Genomic DNA, 25,054 nt, shown 5'->3' with positions numbered 1-25,054 from the left:
TCCAGTGGAACCACTCGACCTGGCTCGCGCCGGTGCCGGTGCCAGTGAATGATGCGGGCCGCATCACTATCAGGGGATTCTGGTGGAACCACTCGACCCGGCCTCGGCGCCGGTGTCGAATCAGGTGAGTGATGCGGGCCGCATCACTATCAGGCGATTCCAGTGGAATCACTCGACCTGGCTCGCGCCGGTGTCGGTGCCGGTGAATGATGCGGGCCGCATCACTGTCAGGTGGTTCCAGTGGAACCACTCGACCTGGCTCGCGCCGGTGCCGGTGCCAGTGAATGATGCGGGCCGCATCACTATCAGGGGATTCTGGTGGAACCACTCGACCCGGCTCGCGCCGGTGCCGGTGCCAGTGAATGATGCGGGCCGCATCACTATCAGGGGATTCTGGTGGAACCACTCGACCCGGCCTCGGCGCCGGTGTCGAATCAGGTGAGTGATGCGGGCCGCATCACTATCAGGCGATTCCAGTGGAATCACTCGACCTGGCTCACGGCGGTGCCGGTGCCGGTGAATGATGCGGGCCGCATCACTGTCAGGTGGTTCCAGTGGAACCACTCGACCTGGCTCGCGCCGGTGTCGGTGCCAGTGAATGATGCGGGCCTCACTATCAGGGGATTCCGGTGGAACCACTCGACCTGGCTCGCGCCGGTGTCGATGCCGGTGAATGATGCGGGCCGCATCACTCGACTAATGGTCCATGGGTTATTAATCAATGAGTTAGAATCACAAATGCGCTCCAGCCTGCGGCGGAGATGAACGGACCAAATGGAATTCTTGCGTCGGTAGATCGCTTTCCCAGGAGTATGAGAAGCATTGCGGCTAGACCTGCACCTAGCAGAGAGCAAACTACAGTCCAGCCAAGTACCTGTAGGCCACCCCACGCACCCATCAATGCCAACAGCTTAATGTCGCCTCTACCGATGCTTTCTCGGCCAGTGATTAGTCCGGTTAGTTGACTCACAGACCAGAAGAAGCCAAAGCCAACGACACACCCCCAAAGAGCGTCCTGCAGTACCGTGAACAGTCCGAAGGAGTTGAGGACTAAGCCGGCCCAGAGTCCTGGTATTACCAGCGAATCCGGCAGTAGGTGGTGCTCACTGTCGATCAAGCTCAAAGCCAGAAGCATCCAGGTAAACAGCAGGGCACAGAAGGCCTGCATAGTTGGCCCAAAATGCATTGTCACCACGAGTGACAACGCAGCGCAGCTAATCTGCGCGGTCCAGATTACTCGCGAAGGGGTTCTGGCCGGTTGAAGGTCGGAATGTTTCTCTGAATCCAGCCCCAGCAGTTCCCGTGCATCCCGCTGCCATTGGCGCTTGAGGAGTGCAGGTAGGCAGCAAGCGCCCCAGGTACAAACGCGGCCCGCCAGCATACCAATCACAACAGAGGCAAATCCCAGGGTGATCGTAGAACCCATCCAATCACTCATCGGTGGGCTCCACGCGGCGTCGAGGGTCAAGCAGGGCCTGCAGCGAGGTCAGCGCGGAATTTGCTGTCTGCATCGCAGTCGCTGTCGGTGCCGGCTTGGGAACGGCGGGCTGAGTGGGCCGTGCTACCACGCTGGCCGCTGGCGATGACGTCGGAGTTGCAGCAGGCGCTGTAGGGCTCCACTCTGCGTTGAAGTCACCCCGTATGGCCTTGCCTGCAAGGCTCGTCAGGTACGCGAGGGGCTTGGCGACACTCCCGCTAGTACAGCGATGCTTCCACTGGTTGATCACCGCCTCTCGGAGATTCTCCGGTACCGGCCCCATGATCTCACGTGCCTTCACACGGTCCTCTGGCTTGAGGAGATCTAGGGCAAGTAACCAGTTCACACCTGCACTCTCGCGCGGTTGTACAGAGCTTTTAGATACAGACTTGTCTGTATTTGTATACGTACTAGCTGAGTTCGGAATCCGAACTGAGGGTGAACTCAGTGGTTTCAGGCTGAGTTCGGAATCCGAACTGAGGGGGAGGGCCCCCTGTTTCGCTGAGTTCGTACTGAGTTCGGATTCCGAACTCAGTCCATCCACGGCTAAGTCTTGCTGAGTTCGGATTCCGAACTCAGGCGCAGGCAGTGCATTTTGTTTGGTTTCAACTGCCCAGGTCTGGGCGTTCAGTCGATCGCTAATCGTGTCAATGCGCGAGGGAAGTCGTCGCCCAACGTCTGGATCGCTGGTGAATTCTCTCCAGGTAATTGCCGCGATGTCCTTGATCGCTTTGTTCTGATGCTCCATGGATTGCATCAGCAAGGTCATATAGTCCTTGTCGAACTCCAGGGCCTCCGCCGGCGTGACAGGCTCGTCGTGTAGGAGGTAGACGTTCCCCTGAACCTGGCCGTTGATCTCATTCCGCACCGTCCGGCCCAGGCTTAACCAGCGGGTCAGACGGAGCACCGTCAAGGCTTTTGCCACGGTTTCTCTAGAGGCGTGTTTACCTGGATTCATGCCGAGGTAGGGCCGCAGTTGGTCATAGGTGGGGAAAGCCGTGATTCCATCTTCATTGACCAGCAGTCGAAAGACTTGCCAGCAATTGCGTTCCAAGGGGGTCAACCGATTGTCGAGTAGGAGTTTACGCGGGACCGTTTCATGCGGATTTCCGCTGAAAATTATCCCGGAGTAGGGTGTAGCAGGCGCTGCAGTAGGGGCGGTGTCCTCAGCTCTCTTCTTCTGCACATGGGCCTCGAGTTGCCCCGAGGCCGAATCTAGGAGCGTGGAAATCGGGAACCGTGTGAGCTTCATCTTCTCTGATCGCCTTCTCCAGGATGGATAGAGGCGGTGCCGCTTTCATCGACATGACGTAGGCCGCCCTCATCCAAAAGGGTGAGCTGTCGTCGCTCAGTGACTCGGGAGCGTTCAGTGCTGCCTGGATACAAGCCTTGTTCGACCCACTGAGTGATCCGTGACCAGATCTGCGCAAGCGTGAGACCGTCCGTGCTCAGCTCCTCGGCAACCAGCATGGCCACGTCGAGCATGGCCAAGCTGTCCTCGAGCTCGACGCGGTGCTCATCCATCAACTTGGTCCAGCGATGCCAAATATGGTGATCCTGATCTTCAGAGAGCTCTGGCCATCGACCGCGTGGGGCACGCACCCCAATGACGGTACGCTGCAAGGCTATCTCTTGAGGTGTGAGCCCGAAGAACTTGCCGAGCAAGCTGGTCGTGGCCCCCAGCCGGATCGCGCGCTCGATAAGCCGAGTTTCCTCTTCTGTACGCGCGGCGCCGGTCAGCAGCTTGAGGATCATTGAGCTGTTGATTGACACGTTGACCCATGAAACAGGGGTATTGCGGAGCAAACTGAGGACTGTTGGGTGCTGGATCTGGCCCAGCACCTCTGGTTCAACTCCCATCTCTACACAGCGCTGAAGTTGACCGTTACGCATGAGGTCAAGCAGCTGTGAGAGAACCGCTTCGTTAAGTGTTGACTTGGACATTGAGACTCCCTCCCATTCATCTCATCGAGTGTTCAGTTGTCCTGGACTGGCGAGGACCGTTTGAACTCTTCGATTTCCAAGTCGATCAGGCGTCGAGCCAGCCGAATGATGCGGAATAACTTGACCAGCGCACCGTCACTCAAACGACCTTCGTCACCTGGTGCCTGCTCAGCACCCAGAGGTTGGCCCAGCAGCAGTTGGCCCAGGCCGGCAGCAAACTCAAATTCGCCCAATGCACTGGCAGGGTTTGGTTGCTCGTTCAGCATCTTGAGTGCGATAGCCATCGCACCGCTCAATGACTGAAGCAGTGTCAGCGTATGTTGAGCTGTTGCAGTGACTTCAACTTCGGTCTCCGGCTGTTTGTACTTGAACCCGATCCCTCCATCGATTACCTGGATATCGCCAGGGCCGTTGACAGATTCGAGGATCTCCACGGCCAGTTGGGCTACCTGGTTGCGCAACTCGCCAGGTTGGTCAATCTGACGCTCGATGTACCAGAGGTCGGTAATGGGGTGCAGTCCGCCGGCTTGCACGGGGATGGCGACCAGGCAGTTCGAGTTGAAATCGGGCAGCGTTTCCCCGCTGAGGGCGGCAACCTTCGCTTTTGTCTCGATCACCCGCTGGCTGAGGTTCGTTGGGGACGCGATATGCCCTGCAATCCGTTCCTGCTCTTGCTCTGGTGTGAGCGAAGCTCCCGGCATTGGAGCAGCTGGCTGGTGGGGAGGCTGAGAAGGCTTCGGCGAACTCCCAGTAGCTTCAGGTAGCTGTTGCGATGCCGGTACCGGTACCGGTGAAGCTGTACCAGTACCCAAAAGACTGGCGGGATGATTACTGGACTTGCCGGTACTCGGCACTTCTACCACTGGCGTTGAGCGACGGAGCTTATCCTGCTGCTGGGTAATCTCCAGCAGAATGTCCTCGTAGCCGAGCTGCAGCGATTTTTTCATCGTGCCGATGAGCTCGTCCTGGAAGCGCTGGAACAGGAATTCTTCCGCTTCTCCCTCGAACTGGGCAAGGACGTCCTGGAACAGCATTTCGAAGTCAACGCCTTCATTGCTGTAATGCTTGTCCCAGCAAGCCAATGCAGATTTTCTCAGCGCGATTATTTTCGTGATCCGGTCGATACCGAGACCGGAGTAGAGCAAACCAGGCACTGCAGGCAGCAAAAATTGCAGGGTATCCAGCATCCTGCTGATATGGGACTGAGAAATAGGGTACCCATCTTTAGATAGGCGTCGAGCGAGCTCGCGCTGGGAAATGGTCTCGCCGCTTTCCTCCTCATAAAGCGCCTTCGCTCGACCCACCGCGACAGCTCTCTCGATGAATTTGAGCTCACCTTTGAGATCCTCGGCCAGGTGACCGGTGAGCATCACGATCTCGCCTCGGATCTGATCCCATGGGCGGAACAGAACATTAATCCTCTGAAACCTTTCGTCGCCAGTTTCCTGGAACAGCTCCTTCAGAATTGTGATTCGCGTGTTCCCACCGTTGCGGATCCGGTATTTTTCCTCTCCAGGTCTGCGTGTTACAGGCGGAGGGGTGTCGAGGCCACGGTGGCGGATCGACTCCTTGAGTTCATCGTATCGTGGGTTGCGAGTGGTACGAGGGTTATCCTCCCAAGGGAGGACCTGCTCGACAGTCAGCACCAATGGGGTGTCCGCGATAGGGTCACTCATGGCCGCGGTGGTGCCTGTAGGGGTGAAGCCTGGAGCGAGAAGCTTGGCTTTGAGGTCTGTAGCGGCCATCTCAAGCTCCTACCGCAGCAACGTGCGGGTGAGCCAGAGGAGAGTGGCGAACCAGGTGCAGCACTTCCTGAATGTCGTCTTGAGTTGGAACAGCATTTTGCAACAGGCGATCGATGATCCGGTATGCGCGGGTCAGCTCGGATCTCAACTCCTCTGCGTTGGCGCCGTCGCCCTGGGCTTTCTGCGCCGGCTCAAATTGACCGTTGAGTAGCGATTGCTCGAGGCGATCGATGATTTCGCTGTTCATGGAACGATGGTTCTTGCGGGCGACTTCTGCCACTTGTTCACGCATGCCATTCGGCAGGCGAACCACGAACTTGTCAGCGGTACGGGAATTGGTTGCGTTCATGGTGGTTCTCCTTACTGGCGGCGTTTGAGTTGGTCGGTGAGCTGAGTGGGCAGGTTCTTGATCGTCAGCGAGCCGGTGTCGGCGTCGTAGGTGACGTTGGAACCGAGCAGGTGCGCCTCAAAGCTGATCGACAGACCTTCGGCGCGGCCGGTGAAACGGCGGAACTGGTTGAGTGTGCGCTTATCGGCCGGGATCTCAGGGGATAGGCCGTAGTCGCTATTGCGGATGTGGTCGTAAAACGCCTGAGGGCGGTCTTCATCGAGAGTCTGGGACAGCTCTTGAAGAGAGAGGGGCTGCCCCAGCTTCGTTTGGGTGGTGGCATAGTCGAGCAGCGCGTGGGTTTTCTCCCGGGCGCTTTCTTCTGGGAGATCCTCTTTCTCGACGTAGTCGGTGAATGCCTTGAGAAGCGTGCGGGTTTCACCTGGCCCGTCGACGCCTTCTTGGCACCCGATGAAGTCGCGGAAGTAGTCCGAACTCTTCCTGCCGTTTTTGCCTTTAACGAAGGAAATGTACTGCTTCGAGTTAGGGTTGTTGCGCCACTCGCTCAGGTTGATCCGGGCCGCGCAGGAGAAGTTGCTGGTGTCCAGGTAGCGAGAGGCTACAACATTAAGATCACCGTCCAGGCTGACGGTTTCGACCTGCTGGAGGACAGCGATCATCAAGTACTCAGTCAAGCCTTGTTGGTAATGGCTGAAGAACACGTGGCCACCGGTGGACAGGTTGACCTCTTCAAGCAGTTTCTGCAGGTGTTCGACAGACACACGGCTGAAGCTGGTGAAGTCTTGCTGCTCCTCCAGGTACTGTTTCAGCCAACCGCTGAATGGGTACGCACCCGACTCCCCATGGAAGAAGCCCCACGCTTTGCCTTGCTTGGCGTTGTAGCTGTCGTTCAGGTCGCCCTGGAGACTCACGATAGCATCGGACGGTGGGAGCTCAGTGTCACGGGCATGAAGGACGGCGGGGCTGCCGTCGGGCTGCTTGTCGAGCTGGTGAATAATTACGTGTCGGATCGGCATTATTGAATCCCCCGCGAGGAGCTGTTTTGGACTTCCGCACGTCGAAGCAACGCCCGGGTGTTGCGCTCGGAACGGTGGTCGCTAGGTGTGCAGGAAGTGAAAATCGGTGCGAAGCCGGACTTGCTGAACTTCAGGTGGCCGCTATTGGACCTGGAGAGAGTCCAGCCCTCGGAGAGGGCAAACTCAGCAAGCCGGCGGACACTGTCGTGGGCGCCGCGAAGAAGGTTACGCATTGGATCCGGCCTCCTTCGGGCAAAGTGCATCACCCGCTTGGATGGCCACGATTTCCGGGGTGCAGCCCGGATATTGGGTGGCCAGGTCGGTGAGGAACTCACGTGCAGTCTCGCGCGATCCAGGAATCCGGAAGACCACGGTGCAGTGATGAGCCTCGTCCACGGAGCTGGTCAGATGGGGGGTTACTGCAACCTTCAGACCGCAGCTCAGGAGGTGCCTTGGTACCCATACTGACCAGAAGTAATTGGTCAGCAGGGCTGGTTGGCCAAGGAGGGTCGCTGCCAGCGTTCCAGCATCATGGCTTTCCAGCTCGACGTACTGCAGCTGTGCAAGCTCTTGCAGAGCCTCATTCAGCTCAACAGGCACCGTGGTTTCACCGAACTGGGTGAGCCGTGAGACAACCTGGCTGAGAGCATCCAGCCAAACCGCGTTTACGCCAGACTGGTGCGCGAATGCCAAGGCCGATTGGTCGGTGTTTGCGATTGCAGGGATCGAAGGGTAGATCTGCTCAGCCTGCATTGGGCACCTCCGAGAGAGGAACGGGGTCATAGCTGCCGCAGACCGGGCATACCAGAACCTCTGCCTCACCTTCAGGGGTATGCTCAGCAGGATGCACCTGCCGTACCTGATGAAGCGCGAAGTGCCGGCCACAGTTAAGGCAGCCATGCGTAATCAGATGGGATTCTGTGAGCGTCATGCGGCAGCTCCTTGCCAATGGTCAGCAGTGAGGTTTGCGAAGCGAGTTTGGTTGGCGATAAAGGCTGCGCGTACATAGCCCGTAGGCCCTTGGCGTTGTTTGCCGATAATCAGCTCGGCAATCCCCTTGAACTCGGTGTTTTCGTTGTACACCTCGTCTCGGTACACGAAGAGGATGATGTCGGCGTCTTGCTCGATCGCTCCGCTGTCGCGCAGATCGGCGTTGACTGGTCGTTTGTTCTGACGTTGCTCCAGAGCCCGGTTGAGCTGAGAAAGAGCTACGAAGGGGCAGTTGAATTCCTTCGCGATTCCCTTGAGGGAACGAGATATCTCGCTGATCTCATTGGCCCGGTTCTCTTGCCCAGGGCAGCGCATGAGTTGCAGGTAATCCGCCATGATCAAGCAGGGCCTCCCAAAGCGCCGGCTAGCGCGTCGAACCTTGGCGCGCATCGCAGCAGGAGTGAGGTTTGCACTGTCATCGATGACCAGACGGTTGCCGTATGCGCTCATGCGATGCACGGCGGCGGAGAGTTTGGGCCAGTCCTCGTCCTGCAACTGACCGGACAGGAGCCTGCTCAGGTCGATGTGGCCCAAAATTGCCAGCATTCGGTAGATGAGGGCCTCGGTAGGCATCTCCATGCTGAAAACCAGCACGATCTCGTCAGGCTTACTGTTCAGCGCGGCATCTACGATGCTCAAGCAGAACGAGGTCTTGCCCATGGATGGGCGCGCGCCGACGATGATCAGGTCTGCTGGCTGCAGGCCGCGCGTCATTTCATCGAGATCGGTGATGCCTGTTGGCACCCCCGTTACGGTCACATGACCGTTGAAATTCGCGTCGATCTTGTCGACGACAGAGAGCAGTGCCTCGTTCATGTTGGCGAATTCACGTACAACGCGACCTTCGCCCAGCGCGAACAGCTTCTGCTCGAGCGTGTCCTGAACCTCCGCCGCGTCAGCAGCAAGTTCAGCTGCATCCCGTGTCCCCTGGAAACACAGGGACATGATGCGACGAAGGTGTGCGCGATTACGCACGATCTCCGCATACGATTGGATATTCGCTACAGACGGGGTGTTCTTGGCCAGCTCTGCCAGGTAGGAAAGTCCTCCAACCTCCTCGGGGACGGCCATCTGCTCGAAAATCGTGACCACGTCGAAAGGGCTGTTTTTCTCTGACAGTTCTTGGATAGCGGTGAAAATCAGCCTGTGTTCGCCCCGAAAGAAGTCATCTGCCTGCAGTAGGTCACCGACGAGATCCCAGGCTTCGTTGTCCAGCATCAGCCCGCCCAGGACGCCCTGTTCCGCCTCCATGGAGTGAGGAGGTGAATAGCTCAGGTCGGTCATCTGGCACCCCCGTGGGAAATGCCAGGCTGTTCGGTGCGGCCAACTCCGTGGTGGAGCTGAGCATGCCGGCCTTGCCGAATACCTGCGTACAGAGAGCTACGATCGTGGCCTTTGGCTTCGCTTGGCGTGATGTCGCTTTGCTTCAAGTCAGGGTGATGCACGGTCAAGTAGGCCGTGATCTCAGCCTTGATCTCCGGAGCCAGGTCACCCGCGAACTCTCGAACTTTGTAGGCCACTGCTCCAATCCAACCCTCCGCAAACAGTTGGCCGCGGCGTCGTTTGGTCTTCAGCTGGCACCGTTTCTGCTGCGAGACATGCTCGCGACGTGCTTTCTGTAACTGCAGGACGAGGCTGCTGTAGGCATAGGCAGCCAGATCCGGACCGATACCCTTGCCCAGGAACTTGAAGCAGTAACCCTTCAATGGGTGGTAGTAAGAGAGGTGGCTGCAGTCGAATGCGGCTGCACATGTTCCGGCGAGGGCATGCAACCAATCCGCTGGGGATCGACGTGTGCCCGTGGGGATACTTGCTTCAAGAACTTGGCTGGCCCGCAGTTCGTCTGCGTCGATGTTGTACTGGGCCATGAGCGAGCGGGCCTGGCGCAATGCGATTGCTGCCTCGTTCGTGTTTGCCCCTGGGCTGTTGGCCAAGGCCATCAGCTTGGTGACTTTGTCGAGGATCTTCTGCTTGTCCATCAGGAGCCCTCCCCAAGTTGGCGAGGTTGTCCACGCATAGCTGATGCGATCAGCACCAGGAGATTCAGCGTCCCGACCGTGCCGAGCGCATAGGCCGAGTAGACCGAACCCTGCAGAGCGATTTCGGCGAGCGGGGCTTTGAAGATCGAACCCAAGCCATAGGCGGTCGCCAGTGCCACAGAGCAGTTCATGAGGTACAGGCAAAGCGTGCCAGCGAACTGGGAAATAGAGGCAGGATTCATCATGCAGCCTCCGCGCGATGAGCCTTCGAAGCCGCTAAGGCCGCTTTGTAACTGGCCTTGGCGTCTTTCTTGGTCTTGCACCACTCGCCCGTAGCACGGCTTGAGCTCATGCGACAGCCGGACTCTATAGAGATCAGGCTGCCCACTTCGCTGTAGCCGAATGACTTACAACGATGCTCAATCGTGGGTTTTTCGATCCCGAGCCATTCGTGAAACTCAAGCCCGCTGTCTGCATCCAGAAACTCGTCATACCGAGTGAGTTTTGGTAGCGGAGGGAGGCTGGTCTCTGCGAAGTGCTGGCCCTGACTCGTAGCGCGATAAACAACTTCATCCTGGGGACAAAAAGCTGGAGGCTTTCCGCACGACATGAGCCCTGCTGCGACGAGCACGTCGAGCTGTCGTGCATCGCTGCAACCTGGGCTTGTGAGAAAGTAATTGCGGCTAACTGTGCGCCGGTGTCTGTTTTCGGCGGACAGACCCAAGGTGTGCCAGAGAAGGTCGAGCTGCTGTTGGCTGACGTTGTTCATGCTTGGCCCTCCTGCTTCGCCCCATCGGGGGAGAGAGCCTCTTTCCACAGGCGCAGGGTCTCGCGTTCGTCTGCTGTCAAGGCAGCCAGGCCAACAGCTTCGGCCACTTTCTCCTGCAGGAGTCGCAGACGTTCCTCAACCGACGAACCATCGTCATAAGCAAGGTGGCTGGTCAGGTCGCTGATCATGAAGTAACGGAGTGTTTGGATATTCCCGACCCGGTGTTGCTCAGGTGAGGCCCCGTAGAGTCGATCAGGCGTCTTCAGATCGCTCCTGACGTAGAGGTTGAATTCAGATGGGTTGTAGGAGGTATGGAACTGTCGTGCACGATTCAGGATGAGTGCAGCCTTGATCGTCTCGAGCCGTTCTTCATGGGTTTCGGTGGGCAAGGGGAATGTACGCGCAACGAGCTGCTTCGCCAGTGCATCACGGGCATCTTGCCGGCGTTTCGTGTCCTTCTCGGTCCGAACAAGTTTTTCCTTGGCATGAGTAACGTTGTTGCCGATGGATTCAACCAGGCGCGATGCGTCGAGCAGAAGCTGCCGTTGAGCATCGGTCAGGTGCTCTCCGAGTTTTCCGAGTAGCCCAGACTCTTTATTCCAGTGATACCCGAACTTGCGCAGATCACCTGCGATGGAGGTGAGCCGGGTTTGGACGCTGCGAAGGTCCTTGGCGGAGTGCGTTCTCCCGAGTTGCAGAACCAGTTCGGTAGTGATGTCGCTGGCATCGGTGATGACGATGGGTCTCTTGGCCATCTCAGCGCCCTTCTTTGACGATTTGGGCTACACGCTCTTCGGTCATTGCCTCGAAGCGGTCCGTCCACTCAGGGAAGGCCTCGATCGCCAAGCTGCGGATGATGTTCAGCGCCGCCGGCGACTTACGGTTCGAAGGTTGACGATATTCAAGCCGATGCGCCGGCACGCCTTGGCTCGCGGCTTTCTTGAAGATGACGGCATCTGGAATGATCGATTGCAGGACGGTGTAGTCTGGGTTCCCGTCGAAGATTTCACGGACGGTGCGGTGGATCTCGCGCGCGTCAGCAGTTTCATCCAGGCCGTTGATGATGATGTTGATGTGGGGAATGGTGAGGCCGAGACGAGCGTAACTGCGCAGGCCATCCATCATATGGATGGTTCCACGGCTGAATTCGCGCGCGGCCAACATGTTCGGGGGGAGGGGGAGAGGATGATATCAGATGCAAGAACGACCATCTCCAGCATCGCAGAGCGGGCGCCCTGGGTGTCAAAGAGGATGAGATCGTAATCGGCATCGAAAGCCGACATCAGGTTGGCTAGTCGCAGTCTGCCATCAGGCGCCTGCAGTATGAGGTTGTTGAGCTGGTTGTTGGCATCGTTCGAAATGATGACGTCGAGATTCTTGATCGACGTGCGGGAGATGATCTTGGCCGGGTCGGTCTCGTTGTACGACAGCAGCTCGAAAATGCCGCCCGGGGCAGTGTACTCCAGGGGGAAATAGGAGGATGCGGAAGGCTGGACGGGTCCAGATCGATGAGGAGGGTGCGCAACCCAGCGTCTGCTGTGAATGCCCCCAGATTGGTGGAGCCGGTGGATTTACCGGTGCCGCCTTTGGTTGAAACCTTACCTGCTCGTTTTGCTTTCTTCGGATGTGTCATTGCCATGCCTCTAATGTGGATTTCATTAGAGGCTGCGTGCCTAGGCGCGGAATGGTGCTGAAAACCCCTCCCTAGGTGGAATTATCGGCCTAGATCCCAATTGTCTTTTAACCAATTGGTCGTAGGTTCGAATCCTACACGACCCACCACACGCAATACGTCAAAGCCCGCTACCAGTAATGGTCGCGGGCTTTTTCGTTTTCACAGGCCTTGTTCAGCTGGCTTACTCAGCCCATTCCGGGTCCCCGGTAAACACCACCGTAATCCAACGGTCAGGCCCTTCGCCACCTACCGCATCGCCAATCTCGTTGCGCCACGCATCCCATTCTTCGATGGTCTTCGCAGCCATGCCTTTTGGCACGATGAAATACAGCTCGATTTCCCGCGAGCGCCCGACCTTGGCGACATAGGCGCGGTAAGACTGCAGCCCGTGGCGGGCGACGAAGGCCTTGGCCACTTCATCTACATGCAGCTTGAGGTCGCCGGGGGTGACCAGAAAAATTTCCGATAGCGCCTGGCGCACCACCGACAAGGGCAGCGGTACGATCACCAGGCACACCAGCGCCAGCACCGCCGGGTCGATGTACGGCGACACCCATTCCAGCGAAGTGCCCTGCACCGCGTAGCCAAAGCAGAAGGCGATCAGCAGGGCGGCGGTGATGCTGGCCGACATCACCCAGCCCTTGACGTCCATGCGCACGAAGTCCGATTGCAGCTTGCGGTTGGCGCGCGCCTCGACGACGGCGATGGTCACGCAGGTGATCACCGTCAACACCGCGTAGACCATGGCAATGCCGAACTCCAGGTGACGGCCGCCTTGCAGCAGGCTGCTGACGGCGTTGATCAGTGCGTAGATGGCTACGCCGCTGAGCAGGATGCCGTTGAGTGCCAGCACCATCGGTTCCAGGTGCCAGAAGCCCATGGTGAAGCGCTCGCGCAGCTTGCGCGACATTTGCACGCTGGTGGTGTGCGAGGTGATCAGCTTGACCACCACCAGCGACAGACCACTCATGCTGGCGTCGACCAGCGAGTACACGCCGTCGAACACGATGGAGAACGAGCCGGAGGCCAGGCCGAAAGCGATGCCGATGGTGGCGATGAACAGGGTGACGGCAATCGAGGTGCGTAACAGGCCCTGTTCGCTGGTGATGTCAAAAAAGGTGGATCTGGTTGCGGTTTGCATGAGTTGTGCTCAGTAAAAACGATAGTGCTGTGGCGCCTGTAAGGGCTTGCTGGCGGGCAAACCCGCCAAGAAACCCTACAGGCTAGACGCGAAATTGCTCCATCAGCGCCTGCTGCTGATTGGCAAGCCGGTTCAGCGCCTGGCTGATGCGCGCCGATTCGTCAGCCTGGCCAGCCAGTGATTCTGTCACATCACGGATGCCGGCCACGTTGCGGTTCACTTCCTCGGCCACCGCGCTCTGCTCCTCAGCCGCCGAGGCAATTTGCAAGTTCATGTCGCTGATGACCGCCACCGCCTCGCCAATTCGCTGCAGTGCCGGCAGCGCCTGCTCCATGCGCGCGGCGCTGTCCTGGGCCTGGCGCTGGCCTTCATGCATGGCACCGACGACATCCTGCGTGCCTTGCTGCAGGCCTTCGATGACCTGGCGAAATTTCCTCCACCGACACCTGCGTGCGTTGAGCCAGGCCGCGCACCTCGTCGGCGACCACGGCGAAGCCACGCCCGGCTTCGCCGGCACGAGCCGCTTCGATGGCGGCATTCAGTGCCAGCAGGTTGGTCTGCTCGGCAATGGTACGGATCACCTCCAGCACCGAGCCGATCTGCCCGCTGCGGCCTTCCAGCGCACGCGCTTCGTCCATGGCTGTGTTCATGCCGGCGGCCAGTCGATCGATGCCTTGACGCGTGCTGCCGATCAGTTGCAGGCCTTCCTGGCTGGCCTGGTCGGCGGCGCGTGCGGCCTGGGCCGCCTGCGAGGCGTTATGGGCGACATCCAGGGCAGTGGCGCTCATTTCGTTGGCCGCCGTGGCCACCTGTTCGATTTCGCGATGCTGTTGCTGCATGCCGTTGCTGGTCTGGCTGGCGATGGCGGCCGACTGGTCGGCGGTGCCGCGGGCCTCCTGCAGTGAGCCTTTGACTTGGGCGATGACTGGCTGCAGCTTGTCGAGGAAGCGGTTGAACCAGCCGGTGAGCTGGCCCAGTTCGTCCTGGCGGGCGTAGTCCAGGCGACGGGTCAGGTCGCCTTCGCCGCTGGCGATGTCTTCCAGGCGTGCGGCCACGGCCAGGATTGGCCGAGTAACGCCGCGTGCGGTCAGCCACACCAGCAGCAAGCCGACCACGGCTGCGCCCAGGCCGATCAGCAGGCTGGTGAGGTTGGCGCGTTGGTTGTGCGCGTCCAGGCGCTGGTTGAGTGCGGCGGCAGGGGCCTGCAGCACGCTTTCCGGCAGCTCCAGCAACACTTGCCATGGGGCTGCGTCAGGGATTGGTGTGAAAGGCTGGGCCACGCGCAGCAGGCCGTCGGCTACTGTGTTGTCCATGGGCTTGCCGAGCGTCGTGTCGTCGCGGCTGTTACCGGCCAGCAGGCCGGCGGCGCTGGCGATACTCACCTGGCCCTGGCCATCGAACAGCTCGCGGCGGCCGTCCACGCTCAGTTGCTGCAGGTTGGCCAGGCCGATGTCCAGGCCGACTACGCCGACCACCTTGCCGTGCTCCAGCAGCGGCAAGGCGATGCTGGTCATCAGTACTTGGCGGCCGTTGACCTCGTCGAGGTACGGTTCGAGCATGCAGGTTCTGCCGGTGTCCTGCGGGCAGGTCAGCCAGCGGTTTTTCGCTGCGCCGTTGCTGCCGATACTGGCATCGCCAAGCATCGTTTCCGGCATGGCTTCCAGTTCCAGGGTGCCGGGGGTTGGTTGCGACCAGTAAAGCGAAAAGCGTCCGCGCTCATTGCTGCCCATGGCGTCCTGGCCGAGGTACTGGCTGTCTTGCTGGTCCAGGGCATCGGGCTGGAATACCAGGTACAGGCCGATCACATCCGGGTTGCCGGCCAGGCTGGCACGCGCCTGGCGGGTCAGTTCGGCGCGCAGGTCGCTGCCGCCACGGGCCTTCAGTACCTGTACCAGGCGGGCAAAGCCATTGCCGTATTGGTAGGCGTCCATGAAGTAGCGCTGTATTCGCAGGGCCTGGGTTTGCGCATGGGCCTGCAGGCGCAGGCGGGCGCTGCTGTCGAGCATGGCGGTGTTGGCCTGGTTGACCAAGGCAGCGCTGCGTTGCGCCTGGGTCAGCGAGGTGGCCACCAGCAAGGCGACGATGGCCAGCAGACACAGGCCGGCAAGCAAGGTGATCTTCCATTGGATGGAGAGGCGACGCAGCGGCATGAGGGCTTTCCTTTTCGATCAAGTACAACGCCCGCGATCAGGCGCGGGCGTTGTCAGCAGCATGGTTCATTCGGCGATGTAGTTGGGCGGTGCCGCGCGGAAGGCTTTGGTCAGCCAGCCAAGGTAAATCAGGCCAAGCGCGGCCCAGATGCCGCCAAACATCAGTGAGTGCGCATTCAGGTCCAGCCACAGCGAGACGATGATGCAGAAGCCGATGGTGGGCAGCACCAGGTACTTCAGCTGGTTGGCCAGCCCCTTGCGGTTGCCTTCGCGCAGGTAGCAGTGGTTGATCACCGACAGGTTGACGAAGCTGAACGCGACCAGGGCGCCGAAGTTGATGATCGAGGTGGCGGTCACCAGGTCGAAGAAGATCGCCGACAGGGAAATGATCCCCACCACGGCAATGTTCAGCACTGGCGTCTTGTAGCGTGAATGCAGGCGGGCGAAGACGCTGGCCGGGATGACGTTGTCGCGGCCCATCACGTACAGCAGGCGCGACACGCTGGTTTGCGAGGCCAGGCCCGAGGCGATGGTGTTGATCACGGTGCAGGCGATGAAAATCGACTGGAACAGCTTGCCGCCGACGTACAGGGCGATTTCCGGCAGGGCCGCTTCCTGGTCGTGGAAGCGAGCCATGGTCGGGAAGTAGGCCTGGATGAAGTAAGAAACGGTGATGAACACCACGCCGCCGATCAGTGCGGTGAGGAAGATCGCACGGGGGATGGTCTTGGCCGGGTCGCGGGTTTCTTCGGACAGGCAGGTGACCGCGTCAAAGCCCAGGAACGAGAAGCACAGGATGGTCGCACCGGCGGCCAGGGCGCTGAATTGGGTCTGGCTGTCGGCGAACGGCATCAGGCTCCAGGCGGTACCCAGCCCTTCACCGTGGTCCAGGCCGCGTACGCACAGGTAAATGAATACGGCAATGATCGCCACCTGCACGCCCACGAACAGCAGGTTGAAGTGCGCCACCAGGTTGACGCTGCGCATGTTGATCAGGCTGATCAGGGTGACGAAGCCTGCTACCCACATCCACTCCGGCACTTCCGGGAACATCGCCGAAAGGTACAGTTTGGCCAGCAGCGCGTTGACCATCGGCAACAGCAGGTAGTCCAGCAACGACGACCAGCCGACCAGGAAGCCCACGTGCGGGTTGATCGCCTTTTGGGTGTAGGTGTAGGCCGAGCCTGACTGCGGGAAGCGCTTGACCAGGGTACCGTAGCTCACGGCGGTGAACAGGATCCCGGCCAGTGCCAGAATGTAGGCGCTGGGTACGTGGCCGGCAGTAATCCCGCTGACGATGCCGAAGGTGTCGAACACGGTCATCGGGGTCAGGTAGGCCAGGCCGATGATGATCACGTGCCAGAGGCGCAGGGTTTTGCGGAGTTGGCCGTTGCCGGTAGCGCGGTGGTCAGGCTGCATGCTGGCATGGCTCCTGGTGCTGGGCGTAAACGGCGGGCACGGTGTATTGCGCATGCGGCAGGGGCGAGCGGGTGGGCTCCATATTGTTCACCTTTTATGTTGGAGCGGCGGAAGGCGCGGGGAGAGCGCGCAAAGTGGTGAAAATAAAAAACGATGGGTAGGTGGGTGTCAAGTTAAACATGACAAGATGTTACTGAATTGAAATATTTATCAATTTTTAAGGGTGTTTGTTCGGTTTTTGCGCGGTTTTTTGCGGTTTTGATCAATTTGAATGTTCGTAAAAATTAACGAATGTTGCCCTTCTGGCAGAGTGGTCAGATGCTTCCGGAAATGGTTTTTCTCGATCCGGGCCGGCCCTCGACTTCTACCGCAGTGGTACTCTTCGCTTTCTGCGTGGCCTCTGGTCGCCATCGAAGCCCTTACGGACAGCAATCGGTTCTATTCATGAAGAAATCAGTTGGCATCCTTTCCGGCCTGGCGATCGCCATTGCCGTCGCAACCACTGCTGGCGCCTGGTACACCGGCAAGCAGCTGCCTGCCGAGCTGGACAACGCCCTTGCCCGCAGCAACGCCGACCTCAAGAAGGCCCTGGTCAGCACCGGCGGCAGCATGAGCATCGAGCGGGTGTCGCTGGAGCAGCATTTCTTCAGCAGTACCGCCCAATACCGGCTCAAGGCCCGCGACATCAATGTGGGTGAGGGCGAGGTGATCAATTTCGACGTAGGTGTGACCGATCAGATCGAGCACGGCCCGTTCCCCTGGTCGCGGGTGAAGGCGCTCAAGCTGATGCCTGTACTGGCAGTTAGCAACAGCACCTTGCAAAAGGACGATGCCACCGCGCCGTGGTTTGCCGCCGCAGGCGAGCAGGCCCCGGTCAGTGCACAGACGAGCCTGGGATACGACGGCAATGTGGTCAGCCAGGTCCGACTGGCACCGATCAAGCTCGACGAAGCAGATGGCAATAGCCTCGATTTCTCGGGTATGCAGTTTGAAGCCAGTGGCGACAAGGAAGGCAAGGCTTCGAAATTCCACGGGCAGGCCGACCGTTTCGTGATGAAACTTGTGCGCGATGATCAGCCGCCTGCCACATTCGAACTCAACGGCCTGACGGTTGGTGGCAACCTTGCCGCCACCGAGCACGACGCCATCTACGTGGGTAACGTCGACCTGGCGCTGGCCGAAACCAAGGTGACCCTGGGGCCGAAACAGCAGGTGCTGTTGATCAAGGGCCTGGAGCAGAACGCCGTGCAAAGCCTCGACGGCCCGGACACCGTGGGTGGCCGCGTGGAGTACAAGGTCGGCGACATCACCTGGGATGGCCGTGCGGTAGGCAAGGCGCAGATGGCGGTGAGCGCTTCCTCGGTCAACGCCCCGGCGCTGCAGGCATTGTCGAAGTGGTACCAGGCACACTTGCCGGAATTCGAGGCCGCCTCCGCAGCCGGCCAGCCAGTACCGCAAATCCAGATGGACGACGCCGAAAAAGCCAGGTTCCAGGGCGACTTGCAGAAACTCCTGGCTGCCAAGCCCAAGGTCGCGGTAGAAAACCTGTCGTTCAAAACGGCCAATGGCGAGAGCCGCTTCAATCTGTCGATGGGCTTCACCGCCCCGGCCAGCTTCGACCTGCCGCCGGACCAGTTGAGCAAGCAGATGATCACCGAGGTTAAGAGCAAGTTGTCGCTGTCCAAGCCGATGATCGGTGACCTGGCGACCCTGCAGGCACTGCTGGACGGCCAGACCGACGCCCAGGCGATTGCCATGCAGTCGGGCCAGGCGGGGGAGATGGTCGGCATGATGGCGCTGCAGAGCGGCATGGCGACTGTCGAAGGCAACGATGTGGTGAGCAGCCTGCACTATGCCGATGGCATGGTCGATTTCAACGGCAAGAAGATGACCGTGGAAGAATTCGCCATGCTCATGGCCGCACACCTGGCGGCATTGTCGCCGCAGGAGTGATCGATTGAACCTGCACAGGCCTCTTCGCGGGCGAGCCCGCGAAGAGGCCTGTGCAGGCAAAACAAAAACCACTTTAGAAATCGCTGGATTGTCTGTAGCCTTCGGCCTCCGATAATAATCCGCGCCCGCAGAGGGCCGTGGCGGCCAGTGTGCCGTCCGGCACCCTTAGCCGATCTGCCAGGGCCGGGTGATACACTCGATTTGACGCGCACGCGCGCCTGCAGGTCCAGCGATCATGACCCAGATTTCCGAACGCCTGTTGGTTCAGGCCCACCTCGACGCCAAGCAGCCCAATCCGCTGACAGCCGAGCAGGAGGCCGAATACCGTGCGGCCATCGCTGCCGAGCTCAAAGCCCAGAATGCCGTGCTGGTTGCCCATTATTACTGCGACCCGGTTATCCAGGCGCTGGCCGAAGAAACCGGCGGCTGCGTGTCCGACTCGCTGGAAATGGCCCGTTTTGGCAAGAACCACCCGGCCGAAACCGTGATCGTGGCCGGTGTGCGTTTCATGGGCGAGACGGCGAAAATTCTCACCCCCGAAAAGCGCGTGCTGATGCCGACCCTGGAGGCCACCTGCTCGCTCGACCTGGGCTGCCCGGTAGAAGAATTCTCGGCTTTCTGCGACCAGCACCCTGAGCGCACCGTGGTGGTCTACGCCAACACGTCCGCTGCGGTGAAAGCACGTGCCGACTGGGTGGTGACGTCGAGCTGTGCGCTGGAAATCGTCGAAAGCCTGATGGACAACGGCGAAACCATCATCTGGGGGCCGGACCAGCATCTGGGCCGTTACATCCAGAAGCAGACCGGTGCCGACATGCTGCTGTGGGACGGTGCCTGCATCGTTCACGAGGAGTTCAAGTCGCGTCAGTTGGCCGACATGAAGGCGCTGTACCCGGATGCTGCGATCCTGGTGCACCCCGAGTCGCCGGAAGCGGTGATCGAGCTGGCCGACGCGGTCGGGTCCACCAGCCAACTGATCAAGGCTGCTCAGACGCTGCCGAACAAGACCTTCATCGTCGCCACCGACCGCGGCATCTTCTACAAGATGCAGCAGCTGTGCCCGGATAAAGAGTTCGTCGAAGCGCCTACCGCCGGCAACGGCGCGGCATGCCGCAGCTGCGCGCACTGCCCGTGGATGGCGATGAACACCCTGGAGCGGGTGCTGGACTGCCTGCGCAAGGGCGGCGATGAGATTTTCGTCGACCCTGCGCTGGTGCCCAAGGCGATCAAGCCGCTGAACCGCATGCTGGACTTTACCCAGGCGGCACGCCTGAAGCTGTCTGGTAACGCCTGAAAATGCTGGGCGCAAAGCGCCCCCGGATTCTCAGCGCCCCATCATTTCCCGAACCATGCGCTGCTGCTCCATGATCTCGCGCTGGCGCTGATCGATCTGCGAGGCCAGTGGGAAGTTGCCGCCCGCCCGGCGCTTGGCGTAGTCCAGCTGCTGAATCGCCTGGTCAAAGTCCCCAACCAAGGTGAAGTACTCGGCCCGCGCCCGGTGCAAACCAATGGTATTGCCCGACAAACCGCGTACTTCGGCCATGTCGTACCACACATCCGGGTCGTCCGGTCGGCTCTTGACCAGCTCGTTCAACACCTTCTCCGCCTCGGCAGGCTTGTTTTGCTTTACCAGCAGGTCGGCACGCACTTGCTTCAGCGGGTAGTTGCCCGGGTACAGCCCCTGCATTCGCTCGGCCCGCTGTTGTGCATCGGCCAGGCGATTGTTGGTAATGTCCAGGTCGATCTGTGCCAGGTTGTAGGTGATGTCGTTCGGCGCCTTGGCCAGCAGCGGCTTGAGCAACTCGCGCGCCTCGTTCAGCTGGCCGCCCTTGATCTGTGCCAGGGCCAGGCCGTAGCGCGCGGCGTCCAGTTTCGGGTCTTCGTCCAACTGGGCGCGAAAGCGCTTGGCGGCAAGCCCTGGGGTGCCTTCGTAGGTCAGCGCCACCCGAGCACGAATCAGCTGGTAGCGCATGCTGTCTTCTATGCCGCCTTTGGGCGCCTGGTCGGCGCGGTTGCGGGTGTCGGCGATACGCGATTCAGTCACCGGGTGAGTCAGCAAGAACTCCGGCGGCTTGGCGTCATAGCGATACTGGCGTGCCAGGCGCTCGAACATGGTCGGCATGTTGCGCGGGTCGTAGCCGGCCTTTTCCAGGTTCTGGATGCCGATGCGGTCGGCTTCCTGTTCGTTCTGCCGCGAAAAGCGCCGTTGTTCCTGGATGGCCGCTGCCTGGGTGCCGGCGATCATGCCGATACCCGCATCGCCAGCGCCACCGGCGGCCAGCACGATGCCGGCCAGCAGTGCAGCCATCATCGGCAATTGCATGCGTTGCTGGGCTTCGACGCCGCGGGCGAAGTGGCGTTGCGACAAGTGCGCCAGTTCGTGGGCCAGAACCGAGGCGTATTCCCCTTCGGTCTGAGCGTTGAGGAACAGTCCACCGTTGACCCCGACGATTCCACCCGGCGCGGCGAAGGCGTTGAGCTCGCGGCTGTCGATGAGGATGAACTCCAGGCGCCGGTCCTGCAGCTGGCTGGTCTCGGCCAGCTTGTACACGCTGGTTTCGACGTAGTCCTTGAGCTGTGGGTCGTTGAGCTGGTTGACCTGGCCGCGCAGCAGGCTCAGCCAGGCGCGGCCCAGTTGGTGCTCTTGTTGCGGCGAAACGATCGCGGAACTGGCATCCCCCAGTGATGGCAGGTCGTCAGCATGGCCGGGAAGGGCCATCAGGCAGGCCAGCGTCAGCAGGGTAGGGCGCAGTAGATTCATGCATGAAGCTCGCGTCGGTCAAAGATACCTACTGTAGCGGGCTCACACGTTGGCGACCAGTGGCGCTATTCTAGCCGGCCCTGTCAGCAAGCAGTCTGGCAACGCCTTTGGAGACCCCGCGATGAGTGACACCCTGACCTGTGACGCCGAACTGGACGCCAGCGGGCTGAATTGCCCCTTGCCACTGTTGAAGGCAAAGATGGAGCTCAACCGCCTGGCTAGCGGTGCGGTACTCAAGGTGATCGCCACTGACGCAGGCTCGCAGCGCGACTTCCGCACTTTCGCCCAGTTGGCCGGTCATACCCTGCTGCAGGAAACGGCCGAGGCCGGCACCTACACTTACTGGCTGCGCAAGGCCTGAGTCTTTTCCAAGGATCGTCAATGTTCAAAGTGCTTCGCGACTGGATGCAGCGCTACTTCTCCGATGAAGAAGCGGTGGTGCTGGCGGTCCTGTTGTTCCTGGCTTTTACTGCGGTACTGACCCTGGGCGGTATGCTCGCGCCGGTGCTGGCCGGCATGGTGCTGGCGTTCCTGATGCAAGGGCTTGTCAACGCCCTGGAGCGTGTGCGAGTCCCTACGCGGCTGGCGGTGATGCTGGTGTTCGCCCTGTTCATGGGCGCGCTGGCGGTATTCATGCTGGTGCTGGTGCCGCTGCTGTGGCACCAGTTGATCACCCTGTTCAACGAGTTGCCGGGCATGCTCGGCAAGTGGCAGTCGCTGTTGCTGCTGTTGCCCGAGCGCTACCCGCATCTGGTGTCGGACGAGCAGGTGCTGCATGCCATCGAATCGGTACGCGGTGAAATCGGCAAGTTTGGCCAATGGGCGCTGACCTTTTCGCTGTCCAGCCTCCCGCTGCTGGTCAATGCCATGATCTACCTGGTGCTGGTGCCGATCCTGGTGTTCTTCTTCCTCAAGGATCGCGAACTGATCGGCCGCTGGGTCAGCGGCTACCTGCCCAGCCAGCGCGCGCTGCTTAACCGGGTGGGCAGCGAGATGAACCGGCAGATTGCCAACTACATTCGCGGCAAGGGTATCGAGATCCTGATCTGCGGCATCGCCACCTATATCGCCTTCATCAGCCTGGGGCTCAACTACGCCGCGCTGCTGGCGTTGCTGGTGGGGCTGTCGGTGGTGGTGCCTTACGTGGGGGCGGTGGTGGTGACCGTACCGGTAACGCTGATCGCGCTGTTCCAGTGGGGTTGGGGCGACCAGTTCATCTACCTGATGACGGTGTACGCGATCATCCAGGCGCTGGATGGCAACGTGCTGGTGCCGCTGCTGTTCTCCGAGGCGGTGAGCCTGCACCCGGTGGCGATCATTTGCGCGGTATTGCTGTTTGGCGGGTTGTGGGGGTTCTGGGGGATCTTCTTCGCGATTCCGCTGGCGACGTTGATCAAGGCTGTGCTGGATGCCTGGCCGCGACATGAGCCGAGTGTGTCACCGATGCTTTGAATGTGAATGGGGCTGCAATGCAGCCCCATTCAATTTCAAGCCTTGTTCAAGGCTTGGGCAGCGGCCAACACGGCATCCACATGCCCGGGCACCTTCACCCCACGCCATTCCTGGCGCAGCACACCGTCCTTGTCGATCAGGAAGGTGCTGCGATCTACGCCCATGTATTCCTTGCCGTACAGCTTCTTCAGTTTGATCACGTCGAACAGCTGGCACAGGGCCTCGTCCTTGTCGCTGATCAGCTCGAAGGGGAAGCCTTGCTTGGCTTTGAAGTTTTCGTGCGACTTGATGCCATCGCGCGATACGCCGAACACCACGGTATTGGCTGCGGCAAAGGCGTCATGCTGGTCGCGAAAGCCCTGGCCCTCGGTGGTGCAGCCTGGGGTGCTGTCCTTGGGGTAGAAGTACACCACCACTTGCTGGCCCTTGAGTTCGGCCAGGCTGACGGTTTGCCCGCTGGTAGCCTGGGCCTGGAAGTCGGCAACGGGTTGGTCGAGTGCTACAGCCATGGTCGGTTTCCTTACATTGGGTTCTGTGGACGCCATGGCTCGATCAACGCATCGAGGTTCAGGGCATCGGCAAAGTCCAGGAACTGGTCGCGCAGCCAGCTGATCTGCGTGCCGGCCGGCAAAATCACGGTGAACTGGGCGTTGAGCATGCTGCTGCCGGTTTGCGGCGCCAGGTAGGTGTCGCAGGTCATGGCTTCCAGCTCGACGCGGTGATCGAGGAAGAACTGGCACAGCTCATTGATGATGTCCGGGCGGTAGGCGGCGCTGACGTAGGCCACGTATGGCAGGGCCTGTGGGCGCACTTCCTGGTCGGCGCTGCGCACCACGTCCAGGGTCAGGCCGTGCTTCTTGCCCAGGCCTGGCAGGGTGGACTCCAGGCGCGCCAGGGCGTCCCAGCTGCCGCCCACCTGCAGCACCAGGGCGCTGGTCTCGCCGTGGCGGCTCAGGCGCGAGGTGACCACCGCGCAGCGGTTTTCGAAGGCAGCGCGGCTGAGGACGTTGGCCAGCTCCATGGGGTTTGGGCCCAAGGCACTGATGACAAGGAATTGTTCGCGGACGGTGGGGGTGGACATGCAGCATTCCTAAAGCGATGAGCGGTCGGCACAGGACGGGCAAAAGCCTCCTGTCGGCAGTGCCCGGGGCTCGCATGCGAGGTCTTGGACGCTGGCGGGGAGCAAGGTCGACGGCCCGGCGGGCCGCGCTGCACCGATCAAAGGATCAAGGGTAGCGAAATAAGGCGCCGAGGGGAATGCTCCGCCCGCCTGCTTCGCTTGTGCAAGGCCGATGCCCCCAGTACCATTACCGCTCTCTTTTTCCGGCAGGAGCAGTTACATGATTGCGGGCAGTATGGTGGCATTGGTCACACCCATGGATGCACAAGGGCGTCTTGATTGGGGCAGCCTCGACAAACTTGTAGACTTCCACCTGGAAAACGGCACCCATGCGATCGTCGCTGTCGGCACCACCGGTGAGTCCGCCACGCTGGATGTCGAAGAACACATCCTGGTCATCAAGCACGTGGTCGAGCGCGTCAAGCACAGCAAGAAGCCGATTCCGGTCATCGCCGGCACCGGTGCCAACTCCACCGCCGAAGCCGTGCACCTGACCCAGAACGCCAAGAATGCCGGCGCTGACGCCTGCCTGCTGGTCGTGCCGTACTACAACAAGCCGACGCAAGAAGGCCTGTACCAGCACTTCAAGCACATTGCCGAAGCCGTCGACATTCCGCAGATCCTCTATAACGTACCCGGCCGCACCTCCTGCGACATGCAGGCCGAGACCGTGATCCGCCTGTCGACCGTGCCGAACATCATCGGCATCAAGGAAGCCACCGGCGACCTGGTTCGCGCCAAGGCCATCCTCGATGGCGTCAGCAAGGACTTCATCGTCATGTCCGGCGACGACCCGACGGCCGTCGAGCTGATCCTGATGGGCGGCAAGGGCAACATTTCGGTCACCGCCAACGTCGCCCCGCGCGAAATGGCCGACCTGTGCGAGGCCGCCCTTGAGGGCAATGCCGAGAAGGCCCGCGCAATCAACGAAAAACTCATGCCGCTGCACAAAGACCTGTTCTGCGAAGCCAACCCGATCCCGGTGAAATGGGCGCTCGTTGAAATGGGCCTGATGCACAAAGGCATTCGCCTGCCACTGACCTGGCTGAGCGAAGGCTGCCACGAAAAAGTCCGTACTGCCTTGCGCCAGTCCGGCGTACTGGTTTAAGAGGAA

At 60.3% G+C, this 25,054-nt stretch carries 25 protein-coding genes and 2 pseudogenes; 7 read left to right on the top strand and 20 right to left on the bottom strand.

Features of this window, described 5'->3' with window-relative positions; all coding sequences use genetic code 11:
• Positions 1 to 82 precede the first annotated feature (82 nt).
• Positions 83 to 442, top strand: a complete 360-nt coding sequence (locus AB5975_02825) for a hypothetical protein (GenBank protein ID XDR20894.1) — start codon at positions 83 to 85, stop codon at positions 440 to 442.
• A complete protein-coding gene (locus AB5975_02820; protein ID XDR23066.1) occupies positions 397 to 765 on the top strand; it encodes a hypothetical protein in 369 nt (122 codons plus the stop codon). The genes AB5975_02825 and AB5975_02820 overlap by 46 nt, the downstream gene beginning before the upstream one ends.
• Here the strand turns inward: AB5975_02820 and AB5975_02815 are convergent.
• The 17 genes and pseudogenes from AB5975_02815 to AB5975_02735 all read right to left on the bottom strand — a co-directional run bounded on the left by AB5975_02815 (position 719) and on the right by AB5975_02735 (position 16,654).
• Entirely contained in the window at positions 719 to 1,168 is a 450-nt protein-coding gene (locus AB5975_02815) for an A24 family peptidase (GenBank protein XDR22902.1), read from the bottom strand. The two genes, AB5975_02820 and AB5975_02815, sit on opposite strands and share 47 nt — an antisense overlap.
• Positions 1,169 to 1,430: 262 nt before the next feature.
• Positions 1,431 to 2,729, bottom strand: coding sequence for an STY4528 family pathogenicity island replication protein (locus AB5975_02810; GenBank protein ID XDR20893.1), 1,299 nt, complete (start codon positions 2,727 to 2,729; stop codon positions 1,431 to 1,433).
• Positions 2,726 to 3,421, bottom strand: a complete 696-nt coding sequence (locus AB5975_02805; GenBank protein ID XDR20892.1) for a DUF2857 domain-containing protein — start codon at positions 3,419 to 3,421, stop codon at positions 2,726 to 2,728. The genes AB5975_02810 and AB5975_02805 overlap by 4 nt, the downstream gene beginning before the upstream one ends.
• A gap of 32 nt (positions 3,422 to 3,453) precedes the next feature.
• Complete coding sequence (locus AB5975_02800) at positions 3,454 to 5,166, bottom strand: ParB family protein (GenBank protein ID XDR20891.1); 1,713 nt, start codon at positions 5,164 to 5,166, stop codon at positions 3,454 to 3,456.
• 1 nt (position 5,167) lies between these two features.
• Positions 5,168 to 5,515 carry an Arc family DNA-binding protein gene (locus tag AB5975_02795; GenBank protein ID XDR20890.1) on the bottom strand — a complete coding sequence of 116 codons (348 nt, stop codon included), beginning with the start codon at positions 5,513 to 5,515 and terminating at the stop codon, positions 5,168 to 5,170.
• A gap of 11 nt (positions 5,516 to 5,526) precedes the next feature.
• The gene (gene yejK, locus AB5975_02790; GenBank protein ID XDR20889.1) at positions 5,527 to 6,531 is read right to left on the bottom strand and encodes a nucleoid-associated protein YejK; all 1,005 of its coding nucleotides are present in this window, start codon (positions 6,529 to 6,531) and stop codon (positions 5,527 to 5,529) included.
• Positions 6,531 to 6,764, bottom strand: coding sequence for a hypothetical protein (locus tag AB5975_02785; GenBank protein XDR20888.1), 234 nt, complete (start codon positions 6,762 to 6,764; stop codon positions 6,531 to 6,533). Before AB5975_02785 ends, yejK begins: the two co-directional genes overlap by 1 nt.
• On the bottom strand, positions 6,757 to 7,284 hold the full coding sequence (locus tag AB5975_02780; GenBank protein ID XDR20887.1) for a hypothetical protein: 528 nt from the start codon (positions 7,282 to 7,284) through the stop codon (positions 6,757 to 6,759). Before AB5975_02780 ends, AB5975_02785 begins: the two co-directional genes overlap by 8 nt.
• Positions 7,285 to 7,458: 174 nt before the next feature.
• On the bottom strand, positions 7,459 to 8,805 hold the full coding sequence (gene dnaB, locus AB5975_02775; GenBank protein ID XDR20886.1) for a replicative DNA helicase: 1,347 nt from the start codon (positions 8,803 to 8,805) through the stop codon (positions 7,459 to 7,461).
• Positions 8,802 to 9,500: a DUF2786 domain-containing protein gene (locus AB5975_02770; GenBank protein ID XDR20885.1), complete on the bottom strand. Its 699-nt coding sequence runs from the start codon at positions 9,498 to 9,500 to the stop codon at positions 8,802 to 8,804. The genes dnaB and AB5975_02770 overlap by 4 nt, the downstream gene beginning before the upstream one ends.
• Positions 9,500 to 9,745, bottom strand: a complete 246-nt coding sequence (locus tag AB5975_02765; GenBank protein ID XDR20884.1) for a hypothetical protein — start codon at positions 9,743 to 9,745, stop codon at positions 9,500 to 9,502. Before AB5975_02765 ends, AB5975_02770 begins: the two co-directional genes overlap by 1 nt.
• Positions 9,742 to 10,269: a hypothetical protein gene (locus tag AB5975_02760; GenBank protein XDR20883.1), complete on the bottom strand. Its 528-nt coding sequence runs from the start codon at positions 10,267 to 10,269 to the stop codon at positions 9,742 to 9,744. Before AB5975_02760 ends, AB5975_02765 begins: the two co-directional genes overlap by 4 nt.
• Complete coding sequence (locus tag AB5975_02755) at positions 10,266 to 11,024, bottom strand: hypothetical protein (protein XDR20882.1); 759 nt, start codon at positions 11,022 to 11,024, stop codon at positions 10,266 to 10,268. The genes AB5975_02760 and AB5975_02755 overlap by 4 nt, the downstream gene beginning before the upstream one ends.
• A 1-nt stretch (position 11,025) precedes the next feature.
• Positions 11,026 to 11,902, bottom strand: a pseudogene (locus tag AB5975_02750) (ParA family protein).
• Positions 11,903 to 12,125: 223 nt separating this feature from the next.
• On the bottom strand, positions 12,126 to 13,085 hold the full coding sequence (locus AB5975_02745) for a cation diffusion facilitator family transporter (protein ID XDR20881.1): 960 nt from the start codon (positions 13,083 to 13,085) through the stop codon (positions 12,126 to 12,128).
• 82 nt (positions 13,086 to 13,167) lie between these two features.
• Positions 13,168 to 15,235 (bottom strand): annotated as a pseudogene (gene mcpU, locus AB5975_02740) (methyl-accepting chemotaxis protein McpU).
• A gap of 66 nt (positions 15,236 to 15,301) precedes the next feature.
• Positions 15,302 to 16,654 carry an APC family permease gene (locus AB5975_02735; protein XDR20880.1) on the bottom strand — a complete coding sequence of 451 codons (1,353 nt, stop codon included), beginning with the start codon at positions 16,652 to 16,654 and terminating at the stop codon, positions 15,302 to 15,304.
• 444 nt (positions 16,655 to 17,098) lie between these two features.
• Between AB5975_02735 and AB5975_02730 the strand changes: the two genes are divergently transcribed.
• Together AB5975_02730 and nadA are read left to right on the top strand one after the other, a co-directional pair.
• A complete protein-coding gene (locus AB5975_02730) occupies positions 17,099 to 18,607 on the top strand; it encodes a YdgA family protein (protein XDR20879.1) in 1,509 nt (502 codons plus the stop codon).
• A 235-nt stretch (positions 18,608 to 18,842) separates the two neighbouring features.
• Positions 18,843 to 19,901 (top strand): quinolinate synthase NadA, encoded by a 1,059-nt coding sequence (gene nadA, locus AB5975_02725; protein XDR20878.1) that lies wholly within the window; start codon positions 18,843 to 18,845, stop codon positions 19,899 to 19,901.
• Between the two features lie 30 nt (positions 19,902 to 19,931).
• Here nadA and AB5975_02720 read toward each other — a convergent pair whose 3' ends face one another.
• On the bottom strand, positions 19,932 to 21,368 hold the full coding sequence (locus AB5975_02720) for a M48 family metalloprotease (protein XDR20877.1): 1,437 nt from the start codon (positions 21,366 to 21,368) through the stop codon (positions 19,932 to 19,934).
• A 121-nt stretch (positions 21,369 to 21,489) separates the two neighbouring features.
• Between AB5975_02720 and AB5975_02715 the strand changes: the two genes are divergently transcribed.
• Positions 21,490 to 21,729 carry a sulfurtransferase TusA family protein gene (locus AB5975_02715; GenBank protein XDR20876.1) on the top strand — a complete coding sequence of 80 codons (240 nt, stop codon included), beginning with the start codon at positions 21,490 to 21,492 and terminating at the stop codon, positions 21,727 to 21,729.
• A gap of 20 nt (positions 21,730 to 21,749) precedes the next feature.
• A complete protein-coding gene (locus tag AB5975_02710; GenBank protein ID XDR20875.1) occupies positions 21,750 to 22,820 on the top strand; it encodes an AI-2E family transporter in 1,071 nt (356 codons plus the stop codon).
• 35 nt (positions 22,821 to 22,855) lie between these two features.
• Here the strand turns inward: AB5975_02710 and AB5975_02705 are convergent, their stop codons facing one another.
• Complete coding sequence (locus AB5975_02705) at positions 22,856 to 23,329, bottom strand: peroxiredoxin (protein XDR20874.1); 474 nt, start codon at positions 23,327 to 23,329, stop codon at positions 22,856 to 22,858.
• Positions 23,330 to 23,340: 11 nt separating this feature from the next.
• Positions 23,341 to 23,901: a glycine cleavage system protein R gene (locus AB5975_02700; protein XDR20873.1), complete on the bottom strand. Its 561-nt coding sequence runs from the start codon at positions 23,899 to 23,901 to the stop codon at positions 23,341 to 23,343.
• A gap of 259 nt (positions 23,902 to 24,160) precedes the next feature.
• Here AB5975_02700 and dapA point away from each other — a divergent pair, with 259 nt between their 5' ends.
• Positions 24,161 to 25,048, top strand: coding sequence for a 4-hydroxy-tetrahydrodipicolinate synthase (dapA, locus tag AB5975_02695; protein ID XDR20872.1), 888 nt, complete (start codon positions 24,161 to 24,163; stop codon positions 25,046 to 25,048).
• Positions 25,049 to 25,054: the final 6 nt, after the last annotated feature.

This window comes from Pseudomonas putida (genome assembly GCA_041071465.1).
Taxonomy (GTDB): Bacteria; Pseudomonadota; Gammaproteobacteria; order Pseudomonadales; family Pseudomonadaceae; genus Aquipseudomonas; species Aquipseudomonas putida_P.
The sequence above is the reverse complement of the archived record's forward strand: the minus strand, read 5'-3'. Positions and strand labels throughout refer to the sequence as shown.

What these genes read in the sequence shown, in the direction of transcription:
- AB5975_02815 (XDR22902.1), bottom strand. Translation starts at nt 1,168, where the DNA reads ATGCAGGCCTTCTGTGCCCTGCTGTTTACCTGGATGCTTCTGGCTTTG.
- AB5975_02810 (XDR20893.1), bottom strand. Translation starts at nt 2,729, where the DNA reads ATGAAGCTCACACGGTTCCCGATTTCCACGCTCCTAGATTCGGCCTCG.
- AB5975_02805 (XDR20892.1), bottom strand. Translation starts at nt 3,421, where the DNA reads ATGTCCAAGTCAACACTTAACGAAGCGGTTCTCTCACAGCTGCTTGAC.
- AB5975_02800 (XDR20891.1), bottom strand. Translation starts at nt 5,166, where the DNA reads ATGGCCGCTACAGACCTCAAAGCCAAGCTTCTCGCTCCAGGCTTCACC.
- AB5975_02795 (XDR20890.1), bottom strand. Translation starts at nt 5,515, where the DNA reads ATGAACGCAACCAATTCCCGTACCGCTGACAAGTTCGTGGTTCGCCTG.
- yejK (XDR20889.1), bottom strand. Translation starts at nt 6,531, where the DNA reads ATGCCGATCCGACACGTAATTATTCACCAGCTCGACAAGCAGCCCGAC.
- AB5975_02785 (XDR20888.1), bottom strand. Translation starts at nt 6,764, where the DNA reads ATGCGTAACCTTCTTCGCGGCGCCCACGACAGTGTCCGCCGGCTTGCT.
- AB5975_02780 (XDR20887.1), bottom strand. Translation starts at nt 7,284, where the DNA reads ATGCAGGCTGAGCAGATCTACCCTTCGATCCCTGCAATCGCAAACACC.
- dnaB (XDR20886.1), bottom strand. Translation starts at nt 8,805, where the DNA reads ATGACCGACCTGAGCTATTCACCTCCTCACTCCATGGAGGCGGAACAG.
- AB5975_02770 (XDR20885.1), bottom strand. Translation starts at nt 9,500, where the DNA reads ATGGACAAGCAGAAGATCCTCGACAAAGTCACCAAGCTGATGGCCTTG.
- AB5975_02765 (XDR20884.1), bottom strand. Translation starts at nt 9,745, where the DNA reads ATGATGAATCCTGCCTCTATTTCCCAGTTCGCTGGCACGCTTTGCCTG.
- AB5975_02760 (XDR20883.1), bottom strand. Translation starts at nt 10,269, where the DNA reads ATGAACAACGTCAGCCAACAGCAGCTCGACCTTCTCTGGCACACCTTG.
- AB5975_02755 (XDR20882.1), bottom strand. Translation starts at nt 11,024, where the DNA reads ATGGCCAAGAGACCCATCGTCATCACCGATGCCAGCGACATCACTACC.
- AB5975_02745 (XDR20881.1), bottom strand. Translation starts at nt 13,085, where the DNA reads ATGCAAACCGCAACCAGATCCACCTTTTTTGACATCACCAGCGAACAG.
- AB5975_02735 (XDR20880.1), bottom strand. Translation starts at nt 16,654, where the DNA reads ATGCAGCCTGACCACCGCGCTACCGGCAACGGCCAACTCCGCAAAACC.
- AB5975_02730 (XDR20879.1), top strand. Translation starts at nt 17,099, where the DNA reads ATGAAGAAATCAGTTGGCATCCTTTCCGGCCTGGCGATCGCCATTGCC.
- nadA (XDR20878.1), top strand. Translation starts at nt 18,843, where the DNA reads ATGACCCAGATTTCCGAACGCCTGTTGGTTCAGGCCCACCTCGACGCC.
- AB5975_02720 (XDR20877.1), bottom strand. Translation starts at nt 21,368, where the DNA reads ATGAATCTACTGCGCCCTACCCTGCTGACGCTGGCCTGCCTGATGGCC.
- AB5975_02715 (XDR20876.1), top strand. Translation starts at nt 21,490, where the DNA reads ATGAGTGACACCCTGACCTGTGACGCCGAACTGGACGCCAGCGGGCTG.
- AB5975_02710 (XDR20875.1), top strand. Translation starts at nt 21,750, where the DNA reads ATGTTCAAAGTGCTTCGCGACTGGATGCAGCGCTACTTCTCCGATGAA.
- AB5975_02705 (XDR20874.1), bottom strand. Translation starts at nt 23,329, where the DNA reads ATGGCTGTAGCACTCGACCAACCCGTTGCCGACTTCCAGGCCCAGGCT.
- AB5975_02700 (XDR20873.1), bottom strand. Translation starts at nt 23,901, where the DNA reads ATGTCCACCCCCACCGTCCGCGAACAATTCCTTGTCATCAGTGCCTTG.
- dapA (XDR20872.1), top strand. Translation starts at nt 24,161, where the DNA reads ATGATTGCGGGCAGTATGGTGGCATTGGTCACACCCATGGATGCACAA.